This is a genomic window from Methylomonas sp. BW4-1, assembly GCF_052474385.1.
Genome location: NZ_CP184125.1, coordinates 3,255,845 through 3,270,342 on the forward strand (window position 1 = coordinate 3,255,845; position 14,498 = coordinate 3,270,342).

Genomic DNA, 14,498 nt, shown 5'->3' on the forward strand with positions numbered 1-14,498 from the left:
ATTCAAACTGACTCCGACTGATGGGGCAGGAAGGCATTGTTGCTTGTCCTGATCATTCATCAACCCACTGGAGAGAACACCATGAACAAAAAAACCTTATCTTTGACTTTGAGCAGCGCGTTGGCTTCCACTTTACTGAGCGCGGCGCCCGCGATTCAAGCCGGCGAAAATCCGTTTGCGATGTCCAACATCAATCCTGCTCAACAATTGGCGGCGGCTGACGGCAAATCTGCCGAAGCAGGTTGCAGCGCCAAGATGAAGGAAGGTAAATGCGGCGAAGGCAAATGTGGCGCCAACAAAATGAAAGATATGAAAGGCGCCGAGGGCGGTTGCAGTGCCAAAATGCCGGAAGCCGGCTGTAGCGCCAAGATGCCTGAAGGTGGTTGCAGCGGTAAAACAGCGAAATAAGCCAGGGGGACCACCGATGACCACTTCCAATTCTTTCGGTCTCACGGGTTCCGGTTTAGGTTTGCGGCGGGCACTATTGCCAGCGTTGCAAGCCGACGTACCGGACAGCATAGACTTTTTCGAAGTATCACCGGAAAACTGGGTGGGCGTTGGCGGTCATCTCGGCAAGCAATTCCGCAGACTGACCGAGCGTCACCGTTTTGTGGCGCACGGTTTGGCCTTGTCGTTGGGCGGCCCCGCGCCGCTCGATACGGTGTTTTTAAGCGAACTGAAACAGTTTCTCGATCATCACGATTTTGCCCTGTACACCGAGCACTTGAGTTTTTGCAGCGACGAAGGGCATTTTTATGACTTATACCCTATCCCTTTTACGGAGCAGGCGGTAAAACATGTGGCCGACCGTATTCGCCGGACGCAGGATATTCTGGAACGGCGCATCGCCCTGGAAAATGCCTCTTACTATGTGCAGCCGCCACGGGCGGAAATGGACGAATTGACATTCATCAATGCGGTACTGAGCGAAGCCGACTGTTATCTGCACCTGGATGTCAACAACATCTACGTCAACAGCGTCAATCACGGCTACGATCCGGTGGCGTTTTTACGGGGGTTACCCGGCGAGCGTATTGTTTACAGCCATGTAGCCGGTCACGACCTGGAACCTTCCGGCTTGATCATCGACACCCACGGCCAGAACACCATCGAACCGGTATGGGGCTTGCTGGCCGAGGCCTATCGGAGTTTTGGTGTGTTTCCGACCTTGGTGGAACGCGACAGTAACATTCCGCCCATATCGGAGTTACTGACTGAAGTGGAACGGATTCGTGCTTTGCAAAAGAATCATCAGCATTGCCACAGCGCATATGACACCAGCGAGGTGGCGGCATGAACCCGACACCCGCATTTCAACAACAGCAAAGGCAATTTCTGAATTACTTGCGTCAACCACAAGCAGCCCTGTTACCTGCGGGTTTTGTCCCTGAGCGAATGGCCGTGTATGTCGATCTGCTCTACAACAAATTCGACGAGAGCCTAACGGCCTGTTTTCCGGTCATCTACAGCATATTATCCAAAGATGACTGGCGGGCGTTGCTGCTGGATTTCATCGCCAAACATCGCTGCCTGACACCCTATTATCGGCAGATTCCCGATGAGTTTGTGCAGTATCTGCAACAGGAGCGTCAACCGACCAATGACAGGGCATTTTTGGCCGAACTGGCGCATTTCGAATGGATTGAGTTGCAGTTGTCGATTGCCGAGTCCGAACCGGTGACGCGAAAGCAGTTGTCCGATACCGAATTACTGACCAATATCCCCGTGTTTGCACCGGTCATGCAATTGCTGCACTACCAGTGGCCGGTGCAGGACATCGGTCCAAACTTTCTGCCGAATGAACCGCCCGAAACGGCTACTCATATCCTGGGTTTTCGCGATAGCGAGGATCAAGTGCAATTTGTAACCCTAAACCCGGCCACGGCGAAGCTGATCCTGCTGTTAAATAACGGCTTGACCGGGCAACAGGCCTTACAGGCAATGAGCGGCGGCGACCTCTCGGACGCACAGTTTTTAGAATTAACCCACTTCGGTCAGTGCATTCTGACCGATCTGCATAGCCAGGGCGCGATCATCGACGTTCGCCTGGTTTGAACTTTGGAGCCTCAATCATGAACGACCTCGTTAAATCCGCCCAAAACTCTTGCACAGCCTGCCTGATTCCAGCCTGCATCGAGCAGATATGCACCACGCCCGGCCAGCTTTCTCGCTGGTTCGATCATAACCTGCATGGCTTGGCGCCGATTTTTCCGCGTGTATTGTTAGCTTACGAATTCGGCGAAGCCGGTCTGGAAAAACTCCATGGCGACAACTGGTTTGCCGATTTGAGCTTCCCATTTCCGTTCAGCTTATTGCCTACGGATTTTAGCTGGACCTTGGCCACCGGCTTGGAAATCATCGCTCCGATTGCATTGATATTGGGATTCATGACCCGCTTTTTCAGCGCGGCGCTAATGGTGTTGACCGTGGTGGCCATCGCGGCCGTACATTGGCCCGCCGAATGGCACACATTGGCCGAATTATGGAAAGGCTATGCCATCACCGATCAAGGTTATGGCAATTACAAGCTGCCGTTGGGTTATTTGTTCATGCTCAGTTCTTTGCTATTGAGTGGTAGCGGCCGCTTGGCTGTCGATGTCTGGTTGAAACCACGCGCGTCCTTAATCTAAACGGGTGAATGATGAAAATTGTTTGGTGGGTTTTATTAACGATATTACCACTGCATCACGTAGCGGTCGCAGATACTAAACTGCCTATCGGCGAGTTCAGCCAAAATCGCCTGGAGGGTTGGGAACATAAAAGCTTCAAAGGCGAAACGCAGTATCGGTTGCAAGCACTCGACGGCGTGACGGTACTGACGGCCGATAGTCATGCCGCTGGTTCCGGCATGTTCAAGGAGCAACGCATCGATCTAACCCAAACGCCATTCCTGAACTGGTCGTGGCGTATCGGCAATCGTTTGACCGGCTTGAATGAACAAAGCAAGGCCGGCGACGATTACGCGGCACGGGTGTATGTGGTAGTTAAGGGTGGTCTGGCGTTTTGGCAAACCAAGGCCATCAATTATGTCTGGGCTGGTAACAGCAAAAAGGACAGCGTCTGGCCCAATGCCTTTGCCGGCGATCATGCGATGATGCTGGCTTTACGCGGCCCGGAAGCATCGCTGAACGTCTGGCATACCGAAAAGCGCAATATCAAAGCCGATTTCAAACAACTATTGGGTGAAGACATCACCACTATCGATGCCGTCGCCATCATGACCGATACCGACAACAGCGGCGGACAGGCTGGCGCCGCTTATGGCGATATCTGGTTTTCCAAGGATTAAGCATGCACGATACCAAACCGCTGCTGCTCGACAGCGACTTTCCGGCCGTTTTTCGCAAGTCGTTGGAGATTTTGCAACTCAACCTGGGCTATTTATGCAATCTGAGTTGCGTGCATTGCCATGTCAACGCCGGCCCCAAGCGCACCGAGATGATGAGTCGGGAGACTATCGATCAAGTGCTGGCTCTGGCCGAAGCCGCCAATATTCACACGCTGGACTTAACCGGCGGCGCTCCGGAAATGCATGCCGATTTTCGGTATCTGGTGCGAGCCGCGCGTGATCGTGGCATAGAGGTGATCGACCGTTGCAATCTGACCATTCTGGAAGAGCCGGAATACACCGATCTCGCGGAGTTTCTGGCCGCGCAGCAGGTCAACATCGTCGCCTCCCTGCCGTGTTATCTGGAAGACAATGTCGACAAACAACGCGGCAAAGGCGTATTCAAGGATAGCTTGGCCGCCTTGCAGCGCCTCAATCGACTGGGTTACGGCCATGAAGATGGCGAGCTAACATTGAATCTGGTCTATAACCCGCAAGATGCCGTTTTGCCGCCCGACCAGCAGGCGCTGGAGCAGGCTTACAAGCAGCACTTGCAGCAACATTACGGCATCGTCTTCAACCGTCTATATGCCATTGCCAATATGCCGATTCAGCGCTTCGGCAGCACCTTGATCAGCCATGGCCGCTTCGAATCTTATCTGACTTTACTAAAAAACAGTTTTCGTGCCGACAACCTCGAAAACCTGATGTGCCTTAACACCCTCAGCATCGACTGGCAAGGCACTGTCTACGATTGCGATTTCAATCAGATGCTGGACATGCCTGTGGGCATTTCCGATAAGCCTCGAATGCATATTAGCGAATTGAATCTGCAACAACTGCAAGACGCACCGATCGCCACCGCCGCCCATTGTTACGGCTGTACTGCAGGCCAAGGCAGCAGTTGCGGCGGGGCTTTGCTCTGACTTTGGCCTTATCCGGGCTTAAGCAAGCCATGCAAAAGTGCTTGCTTGGAGGTTCGGCGCATTACATAAAACGTGCAAGAATTTACAGAATATAACCTTAATGATATATTTTGAACAAAGAGCGTTACTTAGCGTTTTTGTCGCCAGTATTTAATCGCATGGATTTATGCGCATTGATTTTTGCCATACAGCGCGCGCCAAATCTACATTTTTGTTAGAGGTAATTCTGGATGTTGAAGTGGATTGGTCGCAATAACGCAGCAGGAAATTGCTTTGCAAAATTACTTGATCTGCATCGCACCGCCATCTAACTCGACATATACAGCCGCTCCGGCAAGGTTGCCTTAGTCGTCGGCACCCTGTTGAATTTGATCAATCAACCGCAAGCAGTAATTGGTCTGCTGTCTTTGGATTACCCGGCGATGCAGAGACTCGATGTGGTCAAGGCATTATTAACCTATAGCTTGCCTTTTTTGGTGTCTTGTTACGGCGCCTTAACCGCGATTGCCCATCATCGGATAGACCCGTAAAGCCAGCCATTTCCTTGACCTTAGCCCCGCAACCACTTCCCTTAACGCCATACAGGAACGCACCATGTCCATACCCACCGAATCGATAGGCAGTATTCCCCGTCCGCCGCAATTGCTGGAAGCACTCCGGGAGTTTCGCGCGGGCCGAATATCGCAACAGCGACTCGATGCCTACTACGACGAAGCGGTACGCGACACATTGCAACGTTTTGCGGACACGGGTTCACCGGTGATCTCCGATGGCGAACAGACCAAGTCAAGTTTTGCCACCTACCCGTTACAAGGTTTGAACAACATCGCCGAGGACGGCATCGTGATTCCATTTGCCGACGGCCATACCCGGCAACTACCCCGATTAACCGCGGGACCGTTTCGATACGGCGTCTATGCCGGCGCATTTGTGCAGGCCGCCAAACGCTATACCACGCGCCCGCTCAAGCAGGCGGTAATTTCGGCTTCCGCCTTGAGCCTGCTTTATCCGCCAGAAGGCATAGTCGGTTACTCACGAGAAGCGTTCATCGATGACTTAGTCAAGGAAACGGTGGCGGATATTCGCGGCTGTTTGGACCAAGGCGCACACCATGTGCAAATCGATTTCACCGAAGGGCGCTTGTCGGTCAAACTCGATCCCTCCAAGCAATTGCTACGGCAGTTTATCGACCTGAACAACCGGGTATTGGCGCACTTTACCCCGGAGCAACGCCAACTCATCGGCGTACATACCTGTCCCGGCGGCGACCATGATTCCACTCACAGCGCCGATGTCGATTACGCCGACCTGCTGCCGAGTTTGTTCCAACTCGAAGCTGGTAATTTCTACATGCAGATGGCCAGCGAAAAAGATCCGGAACATGTTTTAGCCATCATCAAGGACAATCTTCGTCCTAACCAACGGGTGTTTGTTGGCGTGATCGACGTGCTGAATCCCGACGTGGAAACACCGGAATTGGTGCGGGATCGGGTATTGCGCGCAGCCGAATTTATCCCGCTGCATCAGCTCGGCACCACCGACGACTGCGGCTTTTCGCCTTTCGAAGACGATACCTCGACCGGCCGGGACACGGCACTCGCCAAAATCAAAGCCCGCGTTATCGGCACGGAACTGGCTGCTAAGGTGTTGAATAGCTGAATGCGGTGCGATTTGCGGTTCGAACGGGCCACAAAGCGCAATGACTAACGGGTAATGCACCGAATGTAAACAATGCATGCGACGAAATAAGGCTACGTCAATTGAGTTCCTTCGGATTACGCCCTACAGCAATAAATGACATTAACGTAATATTTGAAATGGCCCGGCAACTCGGTCACGGACAACTCGGATCCCAAACCAGGCGCCCTATGTTGGTCAAATCGACGTTTTTATTCACCGGACATTCCGGGCAATCCTGGCGATTGGGGCGATTGTGACAATTCCCGCATTGGCGGATCAACATGTCCGCCCGCTCCAGGTCGCGATCCAGTTCTTCCAGATCATTTAGCAATCCCCGTATTCTGCTACGCAAATCATGCAGGAGTGGCTGCATCGCGGCTGATGCTTCTTTGCCGGAAGCATATAGCTGTCGGGTTTGAGCGAGCTTTTGCACCGATTCCAGCTCGATGCCGACACGGCCAAGCTGCAACGCGATAGCCATGCGCTTCAAATCTTTGCGGGCATAAAGACGGGTGCCGCCCTCGGTGCGGTCGGGGGCGATCAGTCCTAGCTCTTCGTACAGGCGAATGGTTCTCGGCGTAGTGCCGAGTTCATCGGCCAATTCACCGATTTTGAGAACATCGCGCTGGTGTTTGGGCGGCAGGCGCATAATGAGTTACAAAATATAAGGTAGACGTCACATAGTGTAGGTATTGCAATAACCGAATACAAATTTTGCCTATCAGGAGTGCCTGAAAGAATCTTGATCTACTAAGTGGCGATGATGTCTATTAAACCAGTGAAATTAACTTTGCCGAGATAGTTGTCAGGAATGACTGGCAAACACGACTAACAGGCAAGCCCAATAGTACTTAAGGAACATAAATGTTTAGCCAGACAAACCGCCAACACCCTTCGAAGCCTAGCCCACTCAGAATTGGTAGGTCGGCATGAAAACCTCCAGACTTTTGTTATTGCTGGGTATTGCCGCATTGGTGGCAACATTTTTTGCCTTGGACTTGCAGCACTATCTGACGCTGGATAACTTGAAGGCACAGCAGACCAGTATCGCCGATTACCGTCAGGCTCACCCAGTACTGGCTATGGCACTCTATGCCGTGTTGTATATTGCGGTTACTGCGTTGTCATTACCGGGGGCGACGATATTGACGCTCGCCGGCGGCGCAGTGTTCGGTTTGACCTGGGGTACGCTGATCGTCTCGTTCGCCTCAAGCATCGGCGCAACCCTAGCGTTTTTGGCGGCGCGGTTTTTGTTGCGCGACTGGGTCAAATCTCGGTTTAGCGCCCGCTTGCAGGCCATAGATGAGGGCGTGAGTCGCGACGGCGCTTTTTATTTGTTTACCTTACGTCTGGTGCCGTTGTTTCCGTTTTTCATGATCAATCTGGCGATGGGTTTGACGCCCATCAAGACCAGAACGTTTTACTGGGTTAGTCAGGTCGGTATGCTGGCCGGCACACTGGTTTATGTCAATGCCGGCACCCAATTGGCGAAAATCGATTCGCTCTCCGGTATTCTGTCTCCAAGCTTGCTGGGTTCGTTTGCCTTGCTCGGTGTATTTCCTTGGGTGGCCAAACACATGCTCGAATTTTTCAAGCAACGCAAAATTTACGCGAACTGGCCTAAACCCGACCGTTTCGACAACAATCTAATCGTGATCGGTGCCGGCTCAGGTGGTTTAGTGTCGGCCTATATCGCCGCCGCCGTCAAAGCTAAAGTGACCTTGATCGAAAAGCACAAAATGGGCGGCGACTGTCTAAACACCGGTTGCGTACCGTCTAAGGCACTGATTCGCTCGGCCAAGTTGCTGTCGCAAATCAAACGCGCACCCGAGTTCGGTTTCACCAAAGCCCAGGCTGAATTTGCTTTCGCGGATGTGATGGAGCGGGTGCAACAGGTAATCAAATCCGTAGCGCCGCACGATTCCGTCGAACGCTATACCGAGTTGGGCGTGGAGGTCATCGAAGGCTCGGTCAAAATCGTCTCGCCCTGGGCGGTGGAAGTCACTACAGTCGACGATGTTAAAACCATCACCGGCCGCGCTATCGTCATCGCCGCCGGTGCCCGCCCTTTCGTGCCGCCGATTCCGGGCTTGGACAAAGTCGATTACCTGACTTCGGATAACGTCTGGAACTTGCGCGAATTACCCAAACGCCTGTTGGTCTTGGGCGGCGGGCCGATAGGCTGTGAACTGACGCAAACCTTTAACCGGCTGGGCAGTCAGGTCACGCAGGTGGAAATGGCGCCGCGCCTTATGCTGCGGGAAGATACGGATGTGTCGGAAATCGTGCAGGCCCGTTTCCGGGCGGAAGGCGTGGAGGTCAAAGTCAATCACACTGCCAAGGAATTCATCGTCGAAAACGGTGAGCACATTCTGCTGGCCGAGCATGACGGACAAATCGTCAAAATTGCCTTCGATAACGTCCTGGTTGCCATTGGCCGCGCCGCCAATGTGCAAGGCTATGGTGTCGAGGAGCTGGGCATCGCCTTGTCGCCGCGCAAGACCCTGGACACCAATGCTTTTCAGCAAACCAACTTTCCGAATATTTTCGCCGTCGGCGATGTGGCAGGCCCCTATCAATTTACCCACACCGCCGCGCATCAAGCCTGGTATGCGGCAGTCAACGCCTTGTTCGGTCAATTCAAGCAATTCCGTACCGATTACTCGGTGATTCCCTGGTCGACCTTTACCGACCCGGAAGTGGCTCGCGTCGGCTTGAACGAACAGGATGCGCAGGCGCAAAACATTGCTTATGAAGTATCGACTTACGACATCGACGATCTGGACCGGGCAATTGCAGACGGCGAAGCGCATGGCTTTGTCAAAGTGCTGACCGTGCCGGGCAAGGACAAAATTCTGGGCGTGACCATCGTCGGCGAACATGCCGGTGACTTGATCGCCGAGTTCGTCCTGGCCATGAAACACGGTATTGGTCTGAACAAGATTTTAGGCACCATTCACATCTATCCGACATTGGCCGAAGCTAATAAATATGTAGCGGGCATCTGGAAACGTAACCATGCCCCCAAGGCTTTGCTGGAATGGCTGGGCCATTATCATGCCTGGCGGCGGAACGCTTGAGGGACCAGTTTCAGGACATGACTTACCAAATCACCATCGTCATCCCGGTGCTCAACGAAGCCGGACATCTCGTCAGCAAATTACAAGCTTTGCAGGGGCTTCGTGATCGTTGCCAACTGCTTCTGGTCGATGGCGGCAGTACTGACGATAGTCCGTTTATCGCCGCCCCATGGGTGGATAAAGTCGTGCACAGTCCCCGCGGCCGGGCCATGCAAATGAATGCGGGTGCAGCGCAGGCCGAAGCCGAGGTATTTCTGTTTCTGCACGCCGATACCCGATTACCGGATGATGCCGTTAGCTTGATCGGCCACGCCATTGCCGAAGGTTTCCATTGGGGTCGTTTCGATGTAACGTTCGACAACGCCAAGCCTATTTTTAAACTGATTGCCTTCATGATGAATCAGCGTTCGCGACTGACCGGCATTGCCACGGGTGACCAAGCTTTGTTCATGACCCGGCAAGCATTTACTGCGGTGGATGGATTTCCGGCGATTGCGTTGATGGAAGATATAGCCATCAGCAGCAAGCTGAAAAAACGAGGTAAACCCTGTTGTATAAAGACCGAAGTGCTGACTTCGGCACGGCGCTGGCAACAACACGGACTATTCAAAACCATCCTACTGATGTGGTGGCTACGCTTGGCGTATTTTTTTGGTGCCGATCCCAATGATCTGGCCATGTGTTATGACGGGAGACGGTGATGGAAGCCATGCTGCGCTTTGGCGTGTTTATCGGTATTTTAGTGTTGATGGCGAGTTGGGAATTGCTAAATCCTACTCGGTATTTAAGCATCCCACGCCGTCAACGCTGGAGCATCAATCTTGGTTTGGCGGCCTTGAATGCGGGTGTGATGCGCATCAGCATCGGTGCGGCGGCCTGGCTGGCAGCGAACTGGGCCGTCGACCAACAGCTTGGCCTGCTTAACAACTTACCCGTACCTGATTGGCTAAACATTTCGCTAAGCCTGCTTTTACTGGATTTGGCGATTTACGCGCAACATGTCGCGGCCCATCGTTGGCAATGGTTCTGGCGTTTGCATCAGGTGCATCATAGCGACATCGATTTCGACACCACCACTGCCGTGCGCTTTCATCCCTTAGAGATCATGCTGTCCATGCTGTACAAGGTATTGCTGGTGATTGCACTCGGTGCCGATCCGCTGGCAGTCATCGCGTTCGAAATAATCCTTAATGGCTGCGCACTGTTCAACCACGGCAATGTCAGTCTGCCGCCGCTGGTCGGGCGCGGGCTGCGTTATCTATTAGTGACGCCAGACATGCACCGGATTCATCATTCCGCCCGGCAAGCGGAAACCAACAGCAATTACGGCTTTTCGCTGTCGTGCTGGGACCGATTGTTCAACACCTATTGTCATCAGTCGCAGCAAGCACAAACCGAGATGACAATTGGCTTGAACGGTTTCCGAAATACACAAGAACTGGGCTTCTTGCAATTATTAGCCATGCCGTTTCGACCTTTGCGCAAGCGCTGAACCATGACCTATCAATTTCCCGACAGCGTAATGCTGATTTTCTGCAAAGCACCGATAGCCGGACAGGTGAAAACCCGCCTACAACCTGAATTGACAGCTGAGGAAGCCGTGGCCGCACACATCAAGTTAACACAGATGACACTGGCTCGGACCTTCCAAAAACGGCTTTGCCCGGTCGTATTGTGTTGCTCGCCTGACAGCGAACATGCGTTTTTCCAGCAATGCGCGAAGGATTACCCACTGACACTAAGCCGGCAACACGGTATCGATCTGGGTGAGCGTATGCATAACGCTTTGAAGGATGCGTTATCAATGTATCGTCACGCCGTGCTGATGGGTTGTGACTGCCCCAGTTTGACCGTAAATGATTTAGAGCAGGCTTTGCTGATACTACATACTGATTCAGATGTGGTGATTGCGCCGGCTGAAGATGGGGGGTATGTGCTGATCGGCTTGAATACCCCGCAGCCGAATTTATTTAATGACATGACCTGGGGTACTGATAGTGTCATGGCGGAAACCCGCCATCATGCTAAAGAGATGGGATTAATGTTACATGAGCTGGAGCCGCAATGGGATGTCGATTCCATTGCGGATTGGACACGATATTTATGCGCGCAAAATGCCTGATGTGAAGCCAAAATCAAACCACCACATCAGGCTATGCCATTACTAACTGCTACGCACATTGTTGGCTGGCACACTGCGCCGGTTCTTCCCAGGTTTCGGCCTGGAATGCGGTATCCAGCGGTGTATCGATAATATGATTGGTGTAGTTACTAAGGGTTTTAAGCGTCACGCCCAATACCACTTCCAATACTTGCGCTAGGGTGTAGCCTGCCGCGATAAATTTATCCAAGGTTTGGCCGCAAACTACGCCGCGGTTCTTCACGACGTTACGTGTAAAGCTGGCCAAGGCATCCAGTTTGGTATCCGGCAAGGGTTGCAAGTTTCTGATGGCATCGACGATAGCCGGATCGGCCTTGATCATCTGTTTGGCAATCATCGAATGTGCAGCTACGCAGTAGATGCAATGGTTCTCCGTGCTGACGACCAGCAATACGACCTGTCTTTCCATCGGGCTCAACGAAGTTTGATCGAACAGCGCCGTCAACTCGATATAAGCTTTCAAGGCTGCGGGGGCTTCGGCCAGGCCGCCGTGCAGATTGGGTATGAAACCGTATTTTTTTAACGATCCTTCCAGCAGTGGTTGTGCAATGGCAGGTGCTGTCTGGATAGAATGTATTTTGAATTGGGACATGGTGTCTCTCCTATCAGTTTAATAACAAAATAAGGTGTGTGCCGATGCGAAATGGTGGTTTGTACAGCGCTGATGCGCGTTTAATTCGCTCTCGTTTCGACGGGGACAGATTAAGTAAATCGGGCAAGGCATCCCATGCTTGCGCTTCCGGCATCCTTGTCCGATTTTCCGGGAGTAAACGATGGATGCATTAACCCCGCTGATCAACGGTTTGAATCTGCATGCCAAATTGGTGTATTCCGGCGGGGTATGCGGACGCTGGCTGATGGACCACAATTCCGAGACCTCGGTGTGGTTTCATCTGGTCAGTAAGGGACGGGGCTTCGTGCATTCTCCGCGCTGGCCTGCGCCATTAGCTTTGAATACCGGCGATTTGATATTGTTTCTACCTCACGCTGCCCGGCATTTTTTGTCGTACAGCCCGGAACATTTGCCGGACAGCGATCAAGACACCCGTTTGACTCCCTGGCTGGATGGCGAAGCGGCCTTTGTGTGCGGCGAAATCGAGCTGGCTGCACCCAAATCGACATTGTGGCAAGCCTTGCCCGCCGAAGTCGTGATCCGGCAAAACCAGGCAGGGAACATTCTGCCTCGCTTGATTGAACTGGTCATCGGCGAAACCTCGGCGCAACGCTTCGGTAGCGAGTCGGTTATCGAACGCTTGTGCGATGGCTTATTCGTACTGGTGATCCGTCACTGTATTGAGGAAGGTCTTGTACGCGACGGTGTGTTTGCGGCCATGCAGGATAAGCGATTGTCGACAGCGCTGGGCTTGATTCATCAACAACCTTGGCATGGTTGGACGCTCAACGAATTATGCACGCGGGCCGGTATATCGAAATCAGTATTGTCGGAGAAATTTTCCGCATTGATCGGCCATTCCCCCATTGAATATCTGACATTATGGCGTTTGCAAATTGCTGCACACTGGTTGATAGAGCCGGCTATGAGCGTGGAGCGCGTGGCGGAAAGGAGCGGTTACGAGTCGGTGCCGGCCTTTAGCAAAGCCTTTAAGCGTCACTTTGGCGTATCACCGGGAACGTTGCGCAAAAGTTAAAAGGCGTTCGTCAGTTCAACGCCAATTCTGCCCGAAGCCTTTCAGCCATCAAATCGACGAACGAACGAATTTTCGCCGACGAGTGACGGCCCTCCCGATGCAGGATATGCACAGGGACCGGCGGGCTTTCGAATTCGCCGAGCACGATTTTTAGTTGGCCGGTCCGTAGCGGCTCGGCGATTTGATAATTCAGCAAGCGGGTGATGCCCAAATTGGCCATAGCCGCGCTGGCCGCCGAGTCGTTGTCGCTGACACTCAATATCGGTTGCAATTTGACCGTCTGCGCCTGTCCATCGTATTGAAAGCGCATCTCGTTGTGCGGATTTAGACCTCGTGCCAGAATGGTGCGATGTTCGGTTAATTCGTCCGGCGTTTGCGGTATACCGTGTTCGGCCAGATACTCCGGCGAGGCACACAATACCCGCCGCACCGAGCCGACCCGCAATGCTCGGTATGAGGAATCCGGCAAATCGCCGATCCTGATCGCCACGTCGACGCCTTCTTCCAGCATGTTGACTACCCGGTCGACAAACAGTGCGTTGACTTCCACCGCCGGGTAACGGCGCAAATACTCGACGATACCCGGCATCACAAACAATCGCCCGAACAACACCGATGCGGTAACCGTGAGAAAGCCGCGCGGTTCGGCATGGATGCCCAGCACTGCGTCGTCGGCTTCATCGGCCAAGGCAATGATGCGTTTGGCATCCTCGTAGTATTTCTGGCCGGCCTCGGTCATCCTTACATAGCGGGTAGTGCGGTTCAGCAGTTTAACCCCCAAGCGCTCCTCCAGCGCCGCCACCGCACGCGTCACGGCCGGTGGCGACATGTGTAGCTTGCGGGCGCCGCCGGCAAAGCCTTCGGCCTCGACCACCGCGACATACACGCTCATTAAATGCAGCCTATCCATTGATAATTCCAATAAACGGAATAGTAAATTGATAATTCTAGCTATTCTTTATTTTTATGCAATAAAACACACTATACCCGCCTGCTGAATTTCACCCAGGCCTATCACAAACCCTTTCATTATTTGGAGAACTATCATGAGTCGTATTACCACCGTTAGCAACGAAACCGCCAACACCGAACAACGCAGCCTGTTGGATGCGATCCAAGGCCAGTTGGGCATGGTGCCTAATTTTTTGGGGGTGTTCGCTCACTCGCCGGATGCCTTGAAAGCTTTCCTCGGCTTGCATCACATCGCCAATCATGGCTCTCTGGATGCCAGCACTCGCGAACGTATTGCACTGGCCCTCGCACAACAGAACCAATGCGCATACTGCCTATCCGCCCATACCGCTATCGGCCGCGAGGCCGGTTTGAACGGCGCGGAAATTGAAGCTAACCGGGCCGGCACCAGCCAGGACGCCAAAGCGGCGGTGGCGGTCAAATTCGCCCGCTCCCTGGTCGAGCACAAGGGAGAAGTCACCAATGCCGAGTTGCAGTCCATGCGCGACGCCGGTTACAGCGAGGCCGACATCGTCGAGGTGATTACCCACGTCGGCATGAACCTGCTGACCAATATCTTGGGCAAAGCCAGCCGGGTCGATATCGACTTCCCGAAAGTGGCGTTGAAACAGGCAGCTTAACCCTGTGCCGGACCATGCTCAGGGACGAGCTTGATCCTGATTCTTACGCGGAATGGAATAAAGTATTGCAAATTATGGCTAT

General features: G+C 53.1%; 17 protein-coding genes. 14 read left to right on the top strand and 3 right to left on the bottom strand.

What is annotated here, in order from left to right:
- Window positions 1-81 precede the first annotated feature (81 nt).
- From ACH5Y9_RS15010 to ACH5Y9_RS15045, 8 genes are all read left to right on the top strand, one after another.
- Window positions 82-408, top strand: a complete 327-nt coding sequence (locus tag ACH5Y9_RS15010) for an HvfA family oxazolone/thioamide-modified RiPP metallophore (protein WP_445366650.1) — start codon at window positions 82-84, stop codon at window positions 406-408.
- A 16-nt stretch (window positions 409-424) separates the two neighbouring features.
- Window positions 425-1,297, top strand: a complete 873-nt coding sequence (locus tag ACH5Y9_RS15015; protein ID WP_445366651.1) for an HvfB family MNIO-type RiPP peptide maturase — start codon at window positions 425-427, stop codon at window positions 1,295-1,297.
- Entirely contained in the window at window positions 1,294-2,055 is a 762-nt protein-coding gene (locus ACH5Y9_RS15020) for an HvfC family RiPP maturation protein (RefSeq protein ID WP_445366652.1), read from the top strand. Before ACH5Y9_RS15015 ends, ACH5Y9_RS15020 begins: the two co-directional genes overlap by 4 nt.
- A 17-nt stretch (window positions 2,056-2,072) precedes the next feature.
- Window positions 2,073-2,630, top strand: coding sequence for an HvfX family Cu-binding RiPP maturation protein (locus tag ACH5Y9_RS15025; protein WP_445366653.1), 558 nt, complete (start codon window positions 2,073-2,075; stop codon window positions 2,628-2,630).
- Between the two features lie 8 nt (window positions 2,631-2,638).
- The gene (locus tag ACH5Y9_RS15030) at window positions 2,639-3,289 is read left to right on the top strand and encodes a DUF3047 domain-containing protein (RefSeq protein WP_445366654.1); all 651 of its coding nucleotides are present in this window, start codon (window positions 2,639-2,641) and stop codon (window positions 3,287-3,289) included.
- Window positions 3,290-3,291: 2 nt separating this feature from the next.
- Complete coding sequence (gene arsS / locus ACH5Y9_RS15035) at window positions 3,292-4,254, top strand: arsenosugar biosynthesis radical SAM (seleno)protein ArsS (protein WP_445366655.1); 963 nt, start codon at window positions 3,292-3,294, stop codon at window positions 4,252-4,254.
- Window positions 4,255-4,571: 317 nt separating this feature from the next.
- Entirely contained in the window at window positions 4,572-4,784 is a 213-nt protein-coding gene (nrtS, locus tag ACH5Y9_RS15040; protein WP_445369897.1) for a nitrate/nitrite transporter NrtS, read from the top strand.
- Between the two features lie 64 nt (window positions 4,785-4,848).
- A complete protein-coding gene (locus ACH5Y9_RS15045; protein ID WP_445366656.1) occupies window positions 4,849-5,913 on the top strand; it encodes a cobalamin-independent methionine synthase II family protein in 1,065 nt (354 codons plus the stop codon).
- Between the two features lie 175 nt (window positions 5,914-6,088).
- Here the strand turns inward: ACH5Y9_RS15045 and ACH5Y9_RS15050 are convergent, their stop codons facing one another.
- Complete coding sequence (locus tag ACH5Y9_RS15050) at window positions 6,089-6,583, bottom strand: MerR family transcriptional regulator (RefSeq protein WP_445366657.1); 495 nt, start codon at window positions 6,581-6,583, stop codon at window positions 6,089-6,091.
- A 280-nt stretch (window positions 6,584-6,863) separates the two neighbouring features.
- Between ACH5Y9_RS15050 and ACH5Y9_RS15055 the strand changes: the two genes are divergently transcribed.
- From ACH5Y9_RS15055 to ACH5Y9_RS15070, 4 genes are read left to right on the top strand one after another with little or no spacing between them, the layout of a single operon-like run.
- A complete protein-coding gene (locus ACH5Y9_RS15055; RefSeq protein WP_445366658.1) occupies window positions 6,864-9,014 on the top strand; it encodes an FAD-dependent oxidoreductase in 2,151 nt (716 codons plus the stop codon).
- 17 nt (window positions 9,015-9,031) lie between these two features.
- On the top strand, window positions 9,032-9,715 hold the full coding sequence (locus tag ACH5Y9_RS15060; RefSeq protein ID WP_445366659.1) for a TIGR04283 family arsenosugar biosynthesis glycosyltransferase: 684 nt from the start codon (window positions 9,032-9,034) through the stop codon (window positions 9,713-9,715).
- The gene (locus ACH5Y9_RS15065) at window positions 9,715-10,506 is read left to right on the top strand and encodes a sterol desaturase family protein (protein ID WP_445366660.1); all 792 of its coding nucleotides are present in this window, start codon (window positions 9,715-9,717) and stop codon (window positions 10,504-10,506) included. The genes ACH5Y9_RS15060 and ACH5Y9_RS15065 overlap by 1 nt, the downstream gene beginning before the upstream one ends.
- 3 nt (window positions 10,507-10,509) lie before the next feature.
- Window positions 10,510-11,136 (top strand): TIGR04282 family arsenosugar biosynthesis glycosyltransferase, encoded by a 627-nt coding sequence (locus tag ACH5Y9_RS15070; protein ID WP_445366661.1) that lies wholly within the window; start codon window positions 10,510-10,512, stop codon window positions 11,134-11,136.
- A 49-nt stretch (window positions 11,137-11,185) separates the two neighbouring features.
- Here ACH5Y9_RS15070 and ACH5Y9_RS15075 read toward each other — a convergent pair whose 3' ends face one another.
- Window positions 11,186-11,767, bottom strand: coding sequence for a carboxymuconolactone decarboxylase family protein (locus ACH5Y9_RS15075; RefSeq protein WP_445366662.1), 582 nt, complete (start codon window positions 11,765-11,767; stop codon window positions 11,186-11,188).
- A 181-nt stretch (window positions 11,768-11,948) separates the two neighbouring features.
- Between ACH5Y9_RS15075 and ACH5Y9_RS15080 the strand changes: the two genes are divergently transcribed.
- Entirely contained in the window at window positions 11,949-12,824 is an 876-nt protein-coding gene (locus ACH5Y9_RS15080; RefSeq protein ID WP_445366663.1) for an AraC family transcriptional regulator, read from the top strand.
- A gap of 10 nt (window positions 12,825-12,834) precedes the next feature.
- On the opposite strand, the gene ACH5Y9_RS15085 is transcribed toward ACH5Y9_RS15080, so the two are convergent.
- Window positions 12,835-13,734, bottom strand: coding sequence for a LysR substrate-binding domain-containing protein (locus ACH5Y9_RS15085; RefSeq protein WP_445366664.1), 900 nt, complete (start codon window positions 13,732-13,734; stop codon window positions 12,835-12,837).
- A 136-nt stretch (window positions 13,735-13,870) separates the two neighbouring features.
- Between ACH5Y9_RS15085 and ACH5Y9_RS15090 the strand changes: the two genes are divergently transcribed.
- Window positions 13,871-14,416, top strand: coding sequence for a carboxymuconolactone decarboxylase family protein (locus ACH5Y9_RS15090; RefSeq protein WP_445366665.1), 546 nt, complete (start codon window positions 13,871-13,873; stop codon window positions 14,414-14,416).
- Window positions 14,417-14,498 lie beyond the last annotated feature (82 nt).